Raw genomic sequence first — 17555 nt, forward strand, 5'->3', positions numbered from 1 at the left:
CCTTCGGCGGCGGCGGTCAGCCTGCGGCCCGCGTCTGCTCGCGGACCGCGCGCACGGACGCGCCGAGATCGGTCGCGAGCTGCTGCAGGGCCGCGTCGTCGAGGTCGTGCACGGTCAATCGCAGGTGGCGCGACGGTGCGCGGTCGCCCAGCGCGAACTCGTCGCCGGGGCGGGCGAGCCAACCGCGCCGCATGAGCTGCTCCGAGACCGCGCGGGCGGGTGCGTCGAGGGGGACCCAGACGTTCAGCCCGTCGCCCGGGCTCGTCGGCACGCCCTCTGCCGTCAGCCGTTCGGTGAACGCGGAGTTCCGCGCGGCGTAGTGCTCGCCTGCGGCACGGATGTCCGCGGCGACGGTCGGGTCGGTCGCCAGCGCATGCACGAGCCGCTGCAACAGGTGGCTGACCCAGGTGGTGCCCGGCGTCAGCCGCATCGCGAGGCGGTCGGCCGTCTCGGGGTCGGAGGCCGTGACGGCCAGGCACATGTCGGGACCGAGGAACTTCGACACCGAGCGGACGAGCGCCCAGCGCCGGTGCTCGGCATCGATGAGGGAGTGGTACGGCAGTTGCGAGAGCAGGGAGTAGTGGTCGTCCTCGATGACGAGGACGTACGGGTGCTCGCGGAGCACCGCTCGCAATTCGGCGGCGCGTCGCGCGGTGAGGCTCGCCCCGGTGGGGTTCTGAGCGCGAGGTGTGCAGATGACGGCTCGAACGCCCTGCTCGAGCGCGGCACGGAGTCCGGCCACGGTCATGCCCTCCTCATCGACGGGCACCGGCACGGGGCGGTAGCCGGCCACCCGCACGGTGTGGATGCTCGTGAGGAAGCACGGGTCCTCGAGGGCGACGGCATCGTCGCGGGTGAGCGCCTGGGCGAGGAGCCGTTCCATGGCATCGGCGGCGCCGCTCGTCACGGTCAGGCGCATCGGCGTTCCCGGCGGCAGGTCGGCGCTCATCCACTCGTGCGCCCAGCGCGACAGGTCGGGATCGATGACCGGCTCGCCGTACAGCACGGGGCGCCTGGCGATGCTCGCCAGCGCGTTCGAGGCGTCGGGGATGCGTGCCGGGTCGGGATTGCCGGTGCCGATGTCGCGGAGCGCCGTCTCGGCGGCGAAGCCCTCCTGAGCGACCGAGGACGCCCCGGCCACGAGCGTGCCTCCTCGGCCACGCGTGACGACGATCCCCGCGTTCGTGAGCTGTCGATACGCCGAGACGACCGTGTTGCGGTTGACGCCGAGCTGCTCTGCGAGCGCCCGCACCGACGGGAGGGCGTCGCCGGCGCGCAGCTCGCCGCGCTCGACCAACGTGCGCAGGCTGTCGGCGATCTCGGCTGCCGAGCGCCCTTCGATGTCGATGATCGCGGCACCGCCCTTCCTCGTGTCTGCGACCATGCTATCTTTTGGCCTAGGTCAATGGTTCCATTGATCTGTTCTGATGCGCGACGACCGCGCGCCCGCCCGAAAGGACTCCCCAGTGACCGTATCCGAGACGGGCTCGAGCCGCGTCAAGCGAGGCCTCGCCGAGATGCTGAAGGGCGGCGTCATCATGGACGTCGTCACCCCCGAGCAGGCGCGTATCGCCGAGGACGCCGGCGCCGTCGCCGTCATGGCCCTCGAGCGCGTGCCCGCCGACATCCGCTCGCAGGGCGGCGTCGCCCGCATGAGCGACCCCGACCTCATCGATGCGATCATCGCCGAGGTGTCGATCCCCGTCATGGCGAAGGCCCGCATCGGCCACTTCGTCGAGGCCCAGGTGCTGCAGGCGCTCGACGTCGACTACATCGACGAGTCCGAGGTGCTCTCGCCGGCCGACTACGTCAACCACATCGACAAGTGGGCCTTCAACACGCCGTTCGTCTGCGGTGCGACCAACCTCGGCGAGGCGCTCCGACGCATCAACGAGGGCGCGGCGATGATCCGCTCGAAGGGCGAGGCCGGCACCGGCGACGTCTCCGAGGCGACCAAGCACATCCGCAAGATCTCCTCCGAGATCAACGTGCTCCGCTCCATGACGAAAGACGAGCTGTACGTCGCGGCCAAGGAGCTGCAGGCGCCGTACGAGCTCGTGCTCGAGGTCGCCGAGACGGGCAAGCTCCCGGTCGTGCTCTTCGTCGCGGGCGGCGTGGCCACCCCTGCGGATGCCGCGATGATGATGCAGCTCGGAGCCGACGGCGTCTTCGTCGGATCAGGCATCTTCAAGTCGGGCAACCCCGAGGCCCGGGCGGCCGCCGTCGTCAAGGCGACGACCTTCTACGACGACCCGTCGGTGATCGCCGAGGTCTCGCGCGGTCTCGGCGAGGCGATGGTCGGCATCAACGTGGCCGATCTCGCCGCGCCGCACCGTCTCGCCGAGCGCGGCTGGTGACGACGAACCTGCGCAGCGGGTCGCTCGACGCGGGGAGCCCGGCCACGGCCGGCCCCCGCGTCGGGGTGCTCGCCCTGCAGGGCGACTTCCGCGAGCACGCGCATGTGCTCGCGACCCTCGGGGCCGAGGTCTCACTCGTGCGTCGGCCGGGAGAGCTCGAGGCGATCGACGGACTCGTGATCCCCGGCGGCGAGTCGAGCGTCATGGACAAGCTCGCCCGCCTGTTCGCACTGCAGGCGCCGTTGAAGGCCGCGATCGCCGAGGGCCTGCCCGTCTACGGCACCTGCGCCGGGCTCATCATGCTCGCCGACACCGTGCTCGACGCCATCGACGGGCAGGAGTCGCTCGGCGGACTCGACGTCGTCGTGCGGCGCAACGCCTTCGGCTCCCAGAACCAGTCGTTCGAGACCGACCTCGCGATCCCGGCCCTCGGCGACGTGCCCGTGCATGCCGTCTTCATCCGCGGACCGGTCGTCGAGTCCGTCGGCGCGGCCGCGACCACCCTGGCGAGCCTCGACGACGGGCGCGTCGTGGCCGTCGAGCAGGGCAACCTGCTCGGCACCAGCTTCCACCCCGAGATCACGGGGGAGCACCGCTTCCACGAGTACTTCCTCGAGAAGGTCCGCGCGCGCGTCGGCGGTTGAAGTCCGGCCTGCAGCCTGTCGGCCGGTCCGCGTATCGTCGTCGGCATGACCAAGTGGGTGGCGCTGCTCCGCGGCGTGAACGTCGGCGGCATCACGGTGAAGTCCGCCGACCTGAAGGCGCTCTTCGAGGCGCTGGGCTTCACGGCGGTGCGCACCGTGGTCGCGAGCGGCAACGTCGCCTTCGAAGCCGCCGGCTCCGAGGCATCCGCACCTCTGAAAGCGCGCATCGAGGCGGCCCTGGGCGAACGGTTCGGGTACGACGCGTGGATCGTGCTGCTCGAGCGCGAGCGGCTGGCGAAGGTCGTCGAGGCGTTCCCCTTCGATGAGAACCTCGAGGGGTGGCATCCGTATGTGCTCTTCGGGTCCGATTCCGCGCATCTGACCGAGCTGCTCGAAGCCGCGGTCGGCCTCGACGCGGCCGACGACGTGATCGAGCCGGGCAACGGCGTCATCTATTGGCACAACCGTCGCGAGCGCGGCATCGGCAGCGCATTCGCGAAGCTCACGGCGAAGGCGCGCTTCAAACCGACGACCACCAACCGCAACCTCCGCACGCTGCGCAAGCTCCTCGGGTGAACCACCGCTGAAGCCTCGCTGTCTTAGAATGATCAGGCGCGAGCCGTGACGCGGCCGCACGAGCAATCGATTCAGGAGACGCATGTCCGGGCATTCCAAGTGGGCGACGACCAAGCACAAGAAGGCGATCATCGACTCGCGCCGTGCGAAGTCGTTCGCCAAGCTCATCAAGAACATCGAGGTCGCTGCGAAGATGGGCGGCGCCGACCTGTCGGGCAACCCGACGCTCGTCGACGCGGTGCAGAAGGCGAAGAAGACCTCGGTCCCCAACGACAACATCGACCGGGCGATCAAGCGCGGCGCAGGGCTCACCGGTGAGTCCGTCGACTACGCGACGATCATGTACGAGGGCTACGGCCCGAACGGCGTGGCGCTGCTCGTCGAGTGCCTCACCGACAACAAGAACCGCGCGGCCGCCGAGGTCCGCACGCTCATGAGCCGCAACGGCGGCACCATGGCCGACCCCGGTTCGGTCGCCTACAACTTCGCGCGCAAGGGCGTCATCGTGGTCGGCAAGGCCGACGGCCTGACCGAAGACGACGTGCTCGGCGCGGTGCTCGACGCCGGGGCCGAAGAGGTCACCGACGAGGGCGAGACCTTCGAGGTCATCACCGAGGCATCCGACATGGTCGCCGCGCGCACGGCGCTGCAAGAGGCCGGCATCGACTACGACTCGGCCGACGCCGCGTTCGTGCCGAACCTCAAGGTCGAGATCGACGCCGAGACGGCGCGCAAGGTGTTCCGCCTCATCGACGCGCTCGAAGACAGCGACGACGTGCAGAACATCTACAGCAACTTCGACCTCTCGGCCGAGGTCCAGGCCGAGCTCGAGACCGAGGAGTAGCCGATCGCCGTGCGAGTGCTCGGCATCGACCCCGGACTCACGCGCTGTGGCGTGGGCGTGGTCGACGTCGAGCCGAATCGCACGGCGCGACTCGTCGACGTCGTCGTGCTGCGGTCGCCCGCCGACCTCGACACCCCGAATCGCCTCGTGCGCATCGCCGACGGACTCGAGGCGATCATCGACGAGCACCGTCCTCAGGCGGTCGCGCTCGAGCGCGTGTTCGCGCGCAGCGACGTCTCGACGATCATGGGCACCGCGCAGATCTCGGGCGTGGCGATGCTGCTCGCCGCGCGCCGTCGGCTGCCGGTCGCGCTGCACACGCCGAGCGAGGTCAAGGCCGCGATCACCGGCTACGGTCGTGCCGACAAGGCGCAGGTCGGCGCCATGGTCGCGCGCATCCTCGGCCTCGATGCGGTGCCCAAGCCCGCCGATGCCGCCGACGCCCTCGCCCTCGCGATCTGCCACGCGTGGCGCACCGGTGGGGTCGCGGGCGCTGCCGTGACGGATGCCGCGGCGCCGGCGCCCACCGGACGCACGACGGCTCCGGCGACTCCGGCGCAGCAGGCATGGCTCGCCGCAGAGCGATCCGCGGCGGTGTCGGGGGCCGCCCGTAGGCTGAAGAAGTGATCTCATCGCTTCGCGGGCCAGTGCTCGCCGCCGCCGGAACAACGCTCGTGATCGACGTCGGTGGGGTCGGGTTCCAGGTCAACACGACCCCGGCGCTGGTGCTCGCCTCGCGCGAGGGTCATGAGGTGCACGTGCACACGAGCCTCATCGTGCGCGAGGACGCGCTGACCCTGTTCGGGTTCGCCACGCGCGACGAGCTCGACGTGTTCGAGCTGCTGATCGGCGTCACGGGCGTCGGGCCCAGGTCGGCGCTGGGCGTGCTCTCGGTGATGGCGCCCGGGCAGATCGCGGCCGCCATCGCCGGCGACGACGACGCGGCGTTCCGCAAGGTGAGCGGCATCGGCCCGAAGACCGCGAAGCTCATCACGCTCTCGCTCGCCGGCAAGCTCATCGCGCCTCGCGTCGCCGAATCGGCGCCCGGCACTGCTCCTGTCAGCGCGGGCGGCGTCGCCGACAGCGTGCTCGCGGCGCTCACCGGGCTCGGTTGGAGCGAACGTGCGGCGGCCGAGGCCGTCGACGATGTCCTCGGCGAGCTCTCCGAGGCCGAGGCGGCATCCGTGCCGGCGGTGCTGCGGCTGTCGCTCGCGCGGCTCGGGCCCGCGCAGCAGTCCGGGAGGGCCCGATGACCGACGGCGCCGCCGACCACGTCGACCTCACCGACCCGGTGCTCGCGTCCGAGGCCGAACTCGCGTTCGAGGGGGCGTTGCGCCCGAAGAGCCTCGGCGAGTTCGTCGGGCAGACCAAGGTGCGAGGCCAGCTGCAGTTGCTGCTCACCGCGGCCATGCTGCAGCAGCGCACCCCCGATCACATCCTCCTGGCCGGCCCGCCCGGCCTCGGCAAGACCACGCTCGCCATGATCGTCGCGCATGAGGGCGGTCGTCCGCTGCGCATGTCGAGCGGGCCGGCGATCCAGCACGCGGGCGACCTCGCCGCGATCCTGAGCTCGCTCGTGCCGGGCGAGGTGCTCTTCATCGACGAGATCCACCGCATGGCGCGGTCGGCAGAAGAGATGCTGTACCTCGCGATGGAGGACTTCCGCATCGACATCATGGTCGGCAAGGGTGCCGGCGCGACATCCGTCCCGCTCGATCTCGCACCGTTCACGCTCGTCGGCGCCACGACCAGGGCGGGCCTGCTGCCGAACCCCCTGCGCGACCGCTTCGGGTTCACCGCGCATCTCGAGTTCTACGACGAGGCCGAGCTCGAGCAGGTGCTCGCGCGGGCCGCGACGATGCTCGGACTCGACATCGATCGCGAGGCGATCGCCGAGATCGCCGGGCGATGCCGGGGCACGCCCCGCATCGCGAACCGCCTGCTGCGTCGCGTCCGCGACTTCGCACTCGTGCATTCCGAACGAGCCGACGTCACCGCGGTCCGGGCCGCGCTCGACCTCTACGACGTCGACGCGCTCGGCCTCGATCGCCTCGATCGCGCGGTGATGCAGATCATCCTGACCCGGTTCGGCGGGGGACCGGTCGGGCTCAACACGCTCGCGGTCTCGGTGGGCGAAGAATCCGAGACCATCGAGGCGGTCGTCGAGCCGTTCCTGGTGCGCATCGGCCTCATCACGCGAACGCCGCGCGGCCGTGTCGCGACTCCCGCGGCGTGGCGCCACTTCGGCCTTTCGTCGGGCGAGACGGCGCTGCCGATCGATGACCTATAATCCATTGAGGCTCAGTCCTCACCGCCGTCGACGTCGTGCGGTTCCCCGCACACCGGAAGGTTCTTCCCCCTCATGACCCTGGATCCGTTCACCATCATCATGCTCGCCGTCCTGGCGGTCCTGATCTTCTTCATGTTCCGCAACTCGCGCAAGCGCCAGGCCGAGGCCCAGAAGCTCCAGTCGAGCGTCGTTCCCGGCGCGAAGGTGATGACGAACTCCGGCGTCTACGGCACCATCCTCTCGATCGACGAAGACGAGAACGTGGTCCTCCTCGAGACCACCCCGGGCACCGTCCTGGCCGTGCACCGCCAGACCGTCGCACGCGTCGTCGAGCCGGTCGCCGGCGACGACGCGATCGAGGCAGAGGCCGCATCCGAGCTCGATGGCGAGCCCGAGTTCGGTCAGCGCGTCGACGAGACCCACACGCTCGACGCTCCAGCCGACGACGCATCCGACTCCAAGAAGAAGTCGGACGACTAAGACTCCCAACCGAGGCTCGGCCCGCGCCTTCGCGCGCGGGCTCCTGCAGAGAAAGCAGAACCCGTGGCTGCACCCTCCAAGCGGTCGTCGCGCCCGACGTCCGTCCGTAAGGCATGGCGCTCGCTGACCTGGCTCGGCGTGATCATCGTCGGCCTGTTCGCGATCAACGCCGCCGGCGTCATCTGGGGCGGCGGCTCATGGTCGCCCAAGCTCGCCCTCGACCTCGAAGGCGGCACGCAGATCATCCTCGAGCCCCAGCTCGAGAGCGGTCAGACGGCGACGCAAGAGCAGCTCGACCAGGCGGTGTCGATCATCCGACAGCGCGTCGACGCCTCCGGCGTGGCCGAGCCCGAGATCAACACCGAGGGGTCGAACGTCGTCGTGCGCATCCCCGGCGAGCTCGACGACCAGACCCGCGCCCGCATCGAGCAGTCCTCGAAGCTCGAGCTCCGCGCGGTGCTCCTGACCGACGCCGCGGCGAACTCCTCGATCAGCCCGAGCGACGATCCGACCGCGACGGACCCGGCAGAAGAGCTGTCGTCGACGCCGACGGCCGAGCCGACCGACGGCAGCGACCCCGCGTGGATCACGCCCGCGCTGCAGGAGCAGTTCGACACCTTCGACTGCGCGACGCTGGTCGAGGGCACGGCCACGGTCGCGCCCGCCGACGAGCCGCTCGTGACCTGCGACCGCTCCCTCTCGATGAAGTACCTCCTCGGCCCGGTCGAAGCGAGCGGCGAGAACATCGTCGACGCGACCAACGGAACGGTCACGACCTCCACCGGCGCGAGCACCGGCACGTGGGCCGTGAACATCCAGTTCGACGACCAGGGCACCAAGGACTTCGCGGCCGTGAGCACGCGCCTCTACGGCATGTCGGGCCAGGCTCCTCGCGACCAGTTCGCGTTCGTCCTCGACGGGCAGGTCCTGACCGCCCCGTCGATGAACGGGGCGATCACCGATGGCCGCCCGCAGATCACGGGCAGCTTCACACAGGAGACCTCGAAGGCCCTCGCCGATCAGCTGAAGTTCGGCGCGCTGCCGCTGAGCTTCAGCGTGCAGTCGTCCGAGACCATCTCGCCGACGCTCGGTACGTCCCAGCTGCAGGCGGGTCTGCTCGCCGGCCTCATCGGCCTCATTCTCGTCGTGATCTACACGATCTTCCAGTACAGGGCCCTCGCCTCGGTCACGATCGCCTCGCTCATCATCGCCGGCATCATCACCTACTTGATGATCACGATCCTCTCGTGGAGAGAGGGCTATCGACTGTCGCTGGCCGGCATCGCGGGTCTGATCGTGGCGATCGGCTTCACGGCCGACTCGTTCATCGTGTACTTCGAACGAGTTCGCGACGAGCTCCGCGACGGCCGCCCACTCGTGGGCGCGGTCGAGGCCGGCTGGAAGCGCGCCTTCCGCACGGTGCTCGCCTCGAAGGGCGTCAACCTGCTCGCAGCGGTCGTGCTCTTCGTGCTCGCCGTCGGCAGCGTCAAGGGCTTCGCGTACACCCTGGGTCTCACGACCATCATCGACGTGCTCGTCGTGATCCTCTTCACCCACCCCATGTTGCAGTTGCTCGCGCAGACGCGATTCTTCTCGAGCGGAAACCCCTGGTCGGGCCTCGACCCGACCGCGCTGGGCGCGGTGTACCGGGGCCGGGCAGAATTCCGCAAGCCGGTCGCCGTGCCCGCGGGCAAGGTCGCGTCGAGCTCGAAGGAAGCGCAGCGTCGGCAGACGATCGCCGAGCGCAAGGCGAACGCCGGCGTCGGTGCCGGTTCGAATGAAGGCAAGGAGTCCTGATGGCGAGCCGTCTGACCACATTCGGTAACGACCTCTACACGGGCAAGCGCTCGTTCAATTTCGTCGGCGGCCGCAGGCTCTGGTACATCATCGCCGCTGCACTCGTCGTCCTGGCCATCCTGATCCCAGCCGTTCGCGGGGTGCACTTCAGCATCGAGTTCCGCGGTGGTTCGCAGTTCCAGATCGCCGATGTGGCCGATCCCGATCCCGCCATCGGTCACGACGCGGTCGCCGAGGTCGTCCCCGACGCCACCGTCACCGTGGCCGTCGTCGGCGGCAACGGCATCCGCGTGCAGACCGATCAGCTCTCGCAGGCGGACTCGCTCGCGATCAGCAAGTCCCTCGCCGCCGGATACGACGTACCGCAGTCCGAAGTGACCTCCTCGTTCGTCGGACCCACCTGGGGCGCCGACGTGACCAGGCAGGCGCTGCTCGGTCTCGGAGCGTTCCTGCTGCTCGCGGCCATCATCATGGCGATCTACTTCCGCACCTGGAAGATGTCGCTCGCCGCGATCCTCGCGCTGATCGTCGACCTCATCCTGACGGTCGGCATCTACATCTCGGTCGGATTCGAGGTGAGCCCCGCCGCGACCATCGGCATCCTGACGATCCTCAGTTACTCGCTGTACGACACGGTCGTGGTGTTCGACAAGATTCGGGAGAATACCGCGCAAGACAGCGGCGACTCGCGACGGACGTTCGCCGAGTCGGTGAACCTCGCGGTGAACCAGACCCTCGTGCGCTCGATCAACACGAGCGTCGTCGCCGCGCTGCCGGTGGCCTCGATCCTCTTCATCGGCGCGGGTGCGCTCGGTGCCGACACGCTTCGCGACATCTCGCTCGCGCTGCTCATCGGCATCCTCGTCGGCACCTGGTCCACGGTGTTCCTCGCGGCCCCGCTGTACTCGCAGCTGCGCGAGCGGGAGCCGGCGATCCGCCGTCACGACCAGAAGGTCCTGAAGGAGCGCGAACTGGCGGCCGGTGTTGCCATCGCGGAGGCCCAGCCCACCGCATGATGTCCGCCCTCGGCGAGATCGGCACGTGCAGCGTCTCGGAGCGACGATAATTGAGTTCCCGGAGGTGTGCGCATGACTGAAGCTGGTGCGAACTCGACGGCGTCGCTGCGCCGCCTCGTTCCGCGCATCTTCTCGAAGGCGCAGCCCTCGGGTGCGATCGACACGCTGCTCCGCACGGTCCGGATGCATCATCCGAAGGCCGATCTCTCCATCGTGGAGCGCGCCTACACGGTTGCCGAGCGCGCCCACGAGGGGCAGAAGCGCAAGAGCGGCGAGCCGTACATCACGCATCCGGTCGCGGTGGCGCAGATCCTGGCCGACCTCGGAATCGGCTCCAAGACCGTCGCCGCCGCATTGCTGCACGACACCGTCGAAGACACCGCCTACACGCTCGACCAGGTTCGTGCGGACTTCGGCGACGAGATCGCGATGCTCGTCGACGGCGTCACCAAGCTCGACAAGGTCAAGTACGGCGACTCCACCCAGGCGGAGACCGTCCGAAAGATGATCGTCGCGATGTCGAAGGACATCCGCGTGCTGATCATCAAGCTCGCCGATCGACTCCACAACGCACGTACCTGGGGATTCGTGCCGGCCGCGTCGGCGACGCGCAAGGCCACCGAGACGCTCGAGATCTACGCCCCGCTCGCGCACCGACTCGGCATCCAGACGATCAAGTGGGAACTCGAGGACCTCTCGTTCGCGGTGCTCTATCCGAAGCTCTACGCCGAGATCGAGAGCCTGGTGCGCCAGCGCACGCCGCAGCGCGAACAGTTCGTGCAGCAGGTCATCGACCTCGTCAACGACGACCTGAAGAGCGCGCGCATCCGCGGCAAGGTCATGGGGCGCCCGAAGCAGTACTACTCGATCTACCAGAAGATGATCGTGCGGGGCCGGGATTTCGACGAGATCTACGACCTCGTCGGCATTCGCGTGCTGGTGAACTCCGTGCGCGACTGCTACGCGGTGCTCGGGTCGATCCACGCCAGGTGGACCCCGCTGCCCGGCCGGTTCAAGGACTACATCGCGACGCCGAAGTTCAACCTGTACCAGTCGCTGCACACGACGGTGATCGGACCCAAGGGCCGCGCGGTCGAGATCCAGATCCGCACGCACGACATGCACCAGCGCGCCGAGTACGGTGTCGCGGCGCACTGGAAGTACAAGGAGCGGATGGCGAACGGTCGCACGACCGACGACGCCCCGAACACGCAGGAAACCGATATGGCGTGGCTCGCGCACATCTCGGACTGGCAGGCGGAGACGGCGGATCCGGGGGAGTTCCTCGACTCACTCCGCTTCGAGATCGGTGCGAAGGAGGTCTACGTCTTCACGCCGAAGGGCCGTGTGATCGGCCTGCCCTCCGGTGCCACGCCGGTCGACTTCGCGTACGCGGTGCACACCGAAGTCGGCCACCGCACGATGGGCGCCAAGGTCAACGGCCGGCTCGTGCCGCTCGAGAGCGAGCTCTCCAGCGGTGACGTCGTCGAGGTCTTCACCTCGAAGAACCCGGATTCCGGCCCGAGCCAGGACTGGCTCGGCTTCGTGAAGAGCCCGAGGGCGCGCAACAAGATCCGGCAGTGGTTCACGAAGGAACGCCGCGACGAGGCGATCGAGCAGGGTCGCGACGCGATCGCGCGGGCGATGCGCAAGCAGAACCTCCCGTTGCAGAAGCTGATGAGCCAGGACTCCTTCGCCGAGGTCGCTGCCCTGCTCCGGTACGAAGACGTCTCCGCGCTCTACGCGGCCGTCGGCGAAGGCCACGTGTCGACGCAGTCGGTGCTCGAGAAGGTCGTCGCGCTCGTGCGCGACGTCGACGAAGGCGATGAGCCCGATCTGCCGATCCCGGTCCGCGCGCGCTCGATCGCCCGGCACTCGGATTCCGGTGTGCTCGTGCGCGGTGCTCCCGACATCCTCGTGAAACTGGCACGATGCTGCACCCCGGTTCCCGGGGACGCGATCGTCGGGTTCGTCACGCGCGGCGCCGGCGTGTCCGTGCACCAGGCGACCTGCCACAACGTGCAGTCCCTGCTCCGCGAACCCGAACGCATGATCGACGTCGAGTGGGCTCCGAGTTCGAAGAGCATCTTCCTCGTGCACATCCAGATCGAGGCGCTCGACCGTGCGGGGCTGCTCTCCGACGTGACGCGCGTGCTCTCAGAGCATCACGTGAACATCCTGTCGGCCAACGTGTCGACCTCGAACGACCGGCTCGCGATCAGTCGATTCGTCTTCGAGATGGGCGACACGACCCACCTGGATCGTGTGCTCAACGCGGTGCGACGCATCGACGCCGTCTACGACGTCTATCGCGTCAGCGACGGCTGATCGCAACCGCTCGTGCGCTCGCGCCTTGTGCGGGAGCCGCGTGGCCGCGGCGAGCCGGTCGTGCAGTCGCATCTCGAGGTCGGGGCGTTGAGCGAGCATGACCGCGACGACGGCTGAGACCTCGGCATCGGTCATCGAGGTGTCGCGGAGCAGGTCGTACGCCGTTCGCACGGGACTCGTGCACCGGACGCCGCCGATCGTGACGATCTCGTTCTGCGCGAGTCGCACCTCCCGGCACTCGATGGCCGGATTCGCGGTGGCCGCGACCCGCGCATCGATCGGAACGCAGAACTGAGCCGGCCGCGGGGGAGTGAGCACGGCGCCGTGCACCCAGGCAGCTGACATCCGCTCGACGACGAGAGATCGTGAGGCACTCTTGGCGACGACCTGAGCACGGAACGCCGGCAGATCGGGTTCGTCGATGGGCACCCACGCCCCGCCGATCGGATGCAGGTCGCCGTCGAGCCGGGCCGCGCAGAGCTCGGCGATCGAGAGGTCGTCGGTGCCGAGCACGCTGGGGAGTCTGGTCACCACCCCATGATGGCGTCACGGGCGCGGGCCGAACTCGGGAACGCTCGATCTGTGGAGAACCGGGCGCGCGAGTCGATCAGCCGCCGACGGCCTTCAACCAGGCACGCCGGGCCTCGAGCGCATCGCGGGCCTCGGCGGCTGCGCGAGTGTCGTTCGCCGCCTCAGCTGCGGCGAGTTCGGCCTCGAGCTTGGCGATCGCGTCGTGGAGCTGCCCGAGCATGCCCTCGGAACGGGCCTTCTTCTCGGGGTCTTCACGCTGCCAGCGCTCGTCCTCGAGTGAACGGACGTGATTCTCGACCTTGCGCAGCCGCTCCTCGACCGGGCGCACCTGGTCGCGCGGAACGCGACCGATCTCGTCCCATTCGCGCTGGATCTTGTTCAGCGCCGAACGCGCCGCCTTCGGGTCCTTCTCGGCGAGGAGCTTGTCGGCGCTCTCGAGCAGCGCGAGCTTCGCGGTGAGGTTCTCGCGGTACTCCTCGTCGTCGCGGGCATCGATCTCGGCCTTGGCCTGGAAGAGCACGTCGCCGGCCGCCTTGAACTTGGCCCAGAGCGCGTCGTCGAGCTTCTTGCCCGCGCGACCTGCCTGCTTCCAGTCGTCGAGCAGTGCGCGGTAGTCGCCGATGGCGTCGGCGCCACGGGGCGCGAGGGCCTCGGCGCGTTCGATGAGCTGCTGCTTGCGGGCGCGCACGTCGCGGTGCGCGGCGTCGAGATCGGCGAAGAACGCCTTGCGATGGGTCTCGACCGTGGACCTGGCGGCGCGGAACCGCTTCCAGAGCTCGTTGGCGTCGTTCTTGGGAAGACGCGGGCCGTCTTGCTGGTGTCGCTGCCAGTTCGTGAAGAGCGCGTCGAGCTCGGCGGTCGCCTGCTTCCACTGCGTCTTCGCGGGATCTTGCGCAGCGAGCGCCTCGGCCTGCTCGACGATCTTCGTGCGCTCTGCGAGGGCGTCGGCCAGTGCGGCCTTCGCCTCGGCCTGCTGCTGCTCGGTGAGCTCCTTCGTCGTGCCGGAGAGGGCCTCGAGCCGGCGGGCGAGCGACTCGAGATCGCCCACGGCGTGCGCGTCGGCGATCGATGCGGTGAGCGTGTTCACGGCCTTGGCGATGTCAGCGGCGGGAGCTCCGCGGCGTGCGCGCTGCTCGAGGAGGGTGACCTGCCCGGCGAGATCGGCGTACTTGCGCTCGAAGTAGGCCAGCGCCTCTTCAGGAGTCGCGTCGGGGTACTGCCCGACCTCACGCTCACCGTCGTTCGTGCGAACGAAGACGGTGCCCGTCTCGTCGACGCGGCCCCACGGCTGTTGTGTTGAATCGGTCACGGCCTCACCCTGTCGTGCTCGGAAGCCACCCGAAGGCGGCATTGACGGTTCCAACCCTATTGCACCGCCGGGCGCCGGTGCCGTCGGGGTCACTCGACGCTGATCGACGTGATCGCGACCGGCACCACGGGGCTTCCGTCGGTGCCGCCGTCGACGACGCCCGCGTCGATGACGCCGGCCTGCAGTTCGTCGAGACCGCTCGTGACGTGGCCGATCACCGAGTATCCGCCGACGCCGGGCTCGGAGGGCAGGGTCGTGTCCTGGTAGACGATGAAGAACTGGCTGCCCTGGCTGTAGGCGTTGCCGCCCTGACGCGCCATGGCGATCGTGCCGGCCGGGTAGACGCCGTCTTCGGGGTCGTTCTCGACCGGGCCGTAGCTGTAGTCCGGTCCGCCGGTGCCGTCGCCGTTCGGGTCGCCGCACTGGAGCACGTAGATGCCCTCGGTCGTGAGCCGGTGGCAGCTGACGCCGTCGTAGAACCCGGACTGGATCAGGCTGATCTCGCTCGAGACGGCCTGAGGCGCGGCCGCGCCGTCGAGCTCGAAGCCGACGGGGATGTCGTTCAGCGTCATCGTGCCGGTCCAGGTGCGAGCTTCGGCGAGATCGGCGGATGGCACGTCGCCGGTGTTCTGGCCCGCGGCATCCGTCGGCGGAGCGGTCGTGGCCTCGGGGCTCGCGACGGGCTCGACGGTCCCAGGGCCGCCGTTGAAGAAGAACAGCTGCGCGGCCGTGGCCAGCGCGAGCACGACGACGAGCGAGATGACGGCGATCAGGTTGTCGCGCGATCTGCGGCGCTGCTTGCCTGCGTGCACCTGCTGCCTGGCCTGGTAGGTGCGAAGCCGCGCTCGTTCCTCGCGGGCCTGACGGTCGTTCGATACCACGCATGCTCCTTCTCGCCGGACTCCTGCGAGCAGACTCTACGCAAGCGCGCGGGTCGGCACCAATCGCCCCGCCGTCCATGAGGCCGTGCGCGGCTCCACGGCGGCGGTGTCGGATGTCGCGGCTACGCTTGTGCGCATGGTGAACTCGGCGCAGGGATTGCGTTCCGGCGCGACTCCGCTCGCCGTCCGCATGCGCCCGACGAGCCTCGACGAGGTCGCCGGGCAGCGTCATCTGCTGACGCCGGGTTCGCCCCTGGTCGCACTGGCGGGCGACCGCACCGGCGAGTCCGGTTCGGTGTCGGTCATCCTCTGGGGCCCGCCGGGCACGGGCAAGACCACGCTCGCCCAGGCCATCGCGCGTTCGTCGGGGCGCAAGTTCGTCGAGCTCTCCGCGGTCTCGGCCGGCGTGCGCGATGTGCGCCAGGTCATGGAGGAGGCGCGATCCAGCCGCGACCTCTACGGCATCTCGACGGTGCTCTTCCTCGACGAGATCCACCGGTTCACGAAGGCCCAGCAGGACGCACTGCTGCCCGGCGTCGAGAACGGCTGGGTCATCCTCGTCGCGGCCACGACCGAGAATCCGTCGTTCTCGGTCATCTCGCCGCTGCTCTCGCGCTCGCTCCTGCTGACCCTCGAGCTGCTCTCCGACGAAGATCTCGCCCTGCTCGTCGACCGAGCGGTGGCCGATCCTCGAGGCCTCGCCGACGCGGTCGTGCTCGAGCCCGAGGCGCGAGCGGCGATCGTGCGGTTGGCCTCCGGAGACGCGAGGCGTGCACTGACCGCCCTCGAGGCGGCATCCGTCGCGGCGTTCGGGGTGGCGAACGAGTCGACCGCGGCAGGTGACGACGGGGCGACCGAAGACGACGAAGCCGAAGGCGAAGGCGACGCAACCGAAGGCGACGAAGCCGAAGCGGATGCCTCGGAGCCGGCCAAGCCCGTCATCACGGCCGAGCTCGTGGCGCGCGCCGTCGATCGCGCGCTGCTCCGCTACGACCGCAACGGCGACGAGCACTACGACGTCATCAGCGCGTTCATCAAGTCGGTGCGAGGCAGCGACGTCGACGCGGCGCTCCACTACCTCGCGCGCATGATCGAGGCCGGCGAAGACCCGCGCTTCATCGCGCGCCGCATCATCGTGCTCGCCTCAGAAGACATCGGCCTCGCCGATCCGACGGCCCTCGGCGTCGCCGTGGCCGCGGCCGACGCCGTGCAGTTCATCGGCATGCCGGAGGGGCGCATCCCCCTGGCGCAGGCGGTCGTGCATCTCGCGACGGCGCCGAAGTCGAACGCGGCGTACCTCGGCATCGACAAGGCGATCGCCGACGTGCGCGCCGGCAAGGCGGGTCGCGTGCCGAAGCACCTGCGCGATGCGCACTACCCGGGGGCGAAGCGACTCGGCCACGGCAAGGGGTACGTCTATCCGCATGACGACGCGATCGGGGTGGTGGCACAGGAGTACCTGCCCGAGTCGCTCCGCGGAGCCGTGTACTACGAGCCGACCGAGCACGGCAACGAGCGCGAGGTGGGCGCGCGGCTCTCGAAGCTGCGGCGCATCGTGCGAGGCGGGCGCTGACCGGGGTTCCTCCGGCGTAGGGTCGTGGCATCCGCTCGTGATGACCGGTTCGGCCCATGCAGGGCCGCTCGGGGCCGCCGTGGTACGATGTCCTCTGGCCTGAAGCCTGATCCTCGAGCGCGGCTGCGAGAGGGTCACCGGCGAACGGGTGCGATCTGTAGCCGATCCACCCTTGGCGAATCCCTCTGACACAGTTTCCCGGCGCACGATCGCGCCGCGAATTCACTTGAGATTCTTCCGAAAGGACATTCGTGTCGAACCAGTCACGTAGCAAGACCCGCCTCTCCCGCGCCCTCGGTGTCGCCCTGACCCCGAAGGCCGCGCGCTACATGGAGAAGCGCCCCTATGCTCCCGGCGAGCACGGTCGCACCAAGCGCAAGCAGGACAGCGACTACGCCGTGCGTCTGCGCGAGAAGCAGCGTCTGCGCGCCCAGTACGGCATCCGCGAGAAGCAGCTGAAGATCGCCTACGTCGAGGCCAAGCGCAGCGCGGGCCAGACCGGTGAGAACCTCGTCGAGCTGCTCGAGATGCGCCTCGACGCCCTCGTGCTGCGTGCCGGCTTCGCCCGCACCATCACGCAGGCCCGTCAGTTCGTCGTGCACCGCCACATCCTCGTCGACGGCCAGCTCGTGGACCGCCCCTCGTTCCGCGTGAAGCCCGGCCAGCTCGTGCACGTCAAGGCGCGCAGCGAGGGCACCGAGCCGTTCCAGGTCGCCGCTGCCGGTGGACACGTCGACGTGCTCCCCAAGACCCCGGGCTACCTCGAGGTCGAGCTCGACAAGCTCCAGGCGAAGCTCGTCCGTCGTCCGAAGCGCGCCGAGGTCCCCGTGACCTGTGAAGTGCAGCTCGTCGTCGAGTACTACGCCGCTCGCTGATCCACAGCGTTCAAGGGGCAGGGGCCGCGGAGTTTCTCCGCGGCCCCTGTTCCG

General features: G+C 69.3%; 17 protein-coding genes. 14 read left to right on the forward strand and 3 right to left on the reverse strand.

Going from position 1 to position 17555, the window contains the following annotated elements; all coding sequences use genetic code 11:
• Window positions 1-16: 16 nt before the first annotated feature.
• Window positions 17-1384 carry an aminotransferase class I/II-fold pyridoxal phosphate-dependent enzyme gene (locus AC3IPY_RS09115; protein WP_489188126.1) on the reverse strand — a complete coding sequence of 456 codons (1368 nt, stop codon included), beginning with the start codon at window positions 1382-1384 and terminating at the stop codon, window positions 17-19.
• A 43-nt stretch (window positions 1385-1427) separates the two neighbouring features.
• On the opposite strand from AC3IPY_RS09115, the gene pdxS reads away from it, so the two are divergent.
• From pdxS to AC3IPY_RS09175, 12 genes are all read left to right on the forward strand, one after another.
• On the forward strand, window positions 1428-2357 hold the full coding sequence (gene pdxS / locus AC3IPY_RS09120) for a pyridoxal 5'-phosphate synthase lyase subunit PdxS (RefSeq protein ID WP_489188127.1): 930 nt from the start codon (window positions 1428-1430) through the stop codon (window positions 2355-2357).
• Window positions 2354-3001, forward strand: coding sequence for a pyridoxal 5'-phosphate synthase glutaminase subunit PdxT (pdxT, locus tag AC3IPY_RS09125; protein WP_489188128.1), 648 nt, complete (start codon window positions 2354-2356; stop codon window positions 2999-3001). The genes pdxS and pdxT overlap by 4 nt, the downstream gene beginning before the upstream one ends.
• Before the next feature lie 45 nt (window positions 3002-3046).
• Window positions 3047-3577: a DUF1697 domain-containing protein gene (locus AC3IPY_RS09130; RefSeq protein WP_489188129.1), complete on the forward strand. Its 531-nt coding sequence runs from the start codon at window positions 3047-3049 to the stop codon at window positions 3575-3577.
• A gap of 82 nt (window positions 3578-3659) precedes the next feature.
• On the forward strand, window positions 3660-4421 hold the full coding sequence (locus AC3IPY_RS09135; RefSeq protein ID WP_489188130.1) for a YebC/PmpR family DNA-binding transcriptional regulator: 762 nt from the start codon (window positions 3660-3662) through the stop codon (window positions 4419-4421).
• A gap of 9 nt (window positions 4422-4430) precedes the next feature.
• Window positions 4431-5048, forward strand: a complete 618-nt coding sequence (gene ruvC / locus AC3IPY_RS09140; RefSeq protein WP_489188132.1) for a crossover junction endodeoxyribonuclease RuvC — start codon at window positions 4431-4433, stop codon at window positions 5046-5048.
• On the forward strand, window positions 5045-5674 hold the full coding sequence (gene ruvA, locus AC3IPY_RS09145; protein ID WP_489188133.1) for a Holliday junction branch migration protein RuvA: 630 nt from the start codon (window positions 5045-5047) through the stop codon (window positions 5672-5674). Before ruvC ends, ruvA begins: the two co-directional genes overlap by 4 nt.
• Window positions 5671-6711, forward strand: a complete 1041-nt coding sequence (ruvB, locus tag AC3IPY_RS09150; protein WP_489188134.1) for a Holliday junction branch migration DNA helicase RuvB — start codon at window positions 5671-5673, stop codon at window positions 6709-6711. Before ruvA ends, ruvB begins: the two co-directional genes overlap by 4 nt.
• A 72-nt stretch (window positions 6712-6783) precedes the next feature.
• Complete coding sequence (yajC, locus tag AC3IPY_RS09155) at window positions 6784-7191, forward strand: preprotein translocase subunit YajC (protein ID WP_489188136.1); 408 nt, start codon at window positions 6784-6786, stop codon at window positions 7189-7191.
• Between the two features lie 63 nt (window positions 7192-7254).
• A complete protein-coding gene (secD, locus tag AC3IPY_RS09160) occupies window positions 7255-8988 on the forward strand; it encodes a protein translocase subunit SecD (RefSeq protein WP_489188138.1) in 1734 nt (577 codons plus the stop codon).
• Complete coding sequence (gene secF, locus AC3IPY_RS09165) at window positions 8988-10004, forward strand: protein translocase subunit SecF (protein WP_489188139.1); 1017 nt, start codon at window positions 8988-8990, stop codon at window positions 10002-10004. The genes secD and secF overlap by 1 nt, the downstream gene beginning before the upstream one ends.
• 72 nt (window positions 10005-10076) lie before the next feature.
• On the forward strand, window positions 10077-12332 hold the full coding sequence (locus tag AC3IPY_RS09170) for a RelA/SpoT family protein (RefSeq protein ID WP_489188141.1): 2256 nt from the start codon (window positions 10077-10079) through the stop codon (window positions 12330-12332).
• Window positions 12333-12429: 97 nt separating this feature from the next.
• The gene (locus tag AC3IPY_RS09175) at window positions 12430-12627 is read left to right on the forward strand and encodes a hypothetical protein (RefSeq protein ID WP_489188142.1); all 198 of its coding nucleotides are present in this window, start codon (window positions 12430-12432) and stop codon (window positions 12625-12627) included.
• Window positions 12628-12939: 312 nt separating this feature from the next.
• Here the strand turns inward: AC3IPY_RS09175 and AC3IPY_RS09180 are convergent, their stop codons facing one another.
• On the reverse strand, window positions 12940-14172 hold the full coding sequence (locus tag AC3IPY_RS09180; protein WP_489188144.1) for a DUF349 domain-containing protein: 1233 nt from the start codon (window positions 14170-14172) through the stop codon (window positions 12940-12942).
• An 89-nt stretch (window positions 14173-14261) separates the two neighbouring features.
• Window positions 14262-15053 (reverse strand): peptidylprolyl isomerase, encoded by a 792-nt coding sequence (locus AC3IPY_RS09185; RefSeq protein WP_489188145.1) that lies wholly within the window; start codon window positions 15051-15053, stop codon window positions 14262-14264.
• 136 nt (window positions 15054-15189) lie between these two features.
• On the opposite strand from AC3IPY_RS09185, the gene AC3IPY_RS09190 reads away from it, so the two are divergent.
• Window positions 15190-16626 (forward strand): replication-associated recombination protein A, encoded by a 1437-nt coding sequence (locus AC3IPY_RS09190; RefSeq protein WP_489188146.1) that lies wholly within the window; start codon window positions 15190-15192, stop codon window positions 16624-16626.
• Window positions 16627-16877: 251 nt separating this feature from the next.
• Window positions 16878-17501, forward strand: a complete 624-nt coding sequence (gene rpsD, locus AC3IPY_RS09195) for a 30S ribosomal protein S4 (RefSeq protein ID WP_157427645.1) — start codon at window positions 16878-16880, stop codon at window positions 17499-17501.
• Window positions 17502-17555 lie beyond the last annotated feature (54 nt).

It is taken from the genome of Agromyces sp. GL_144 (genome assembly GCF_057834305.1).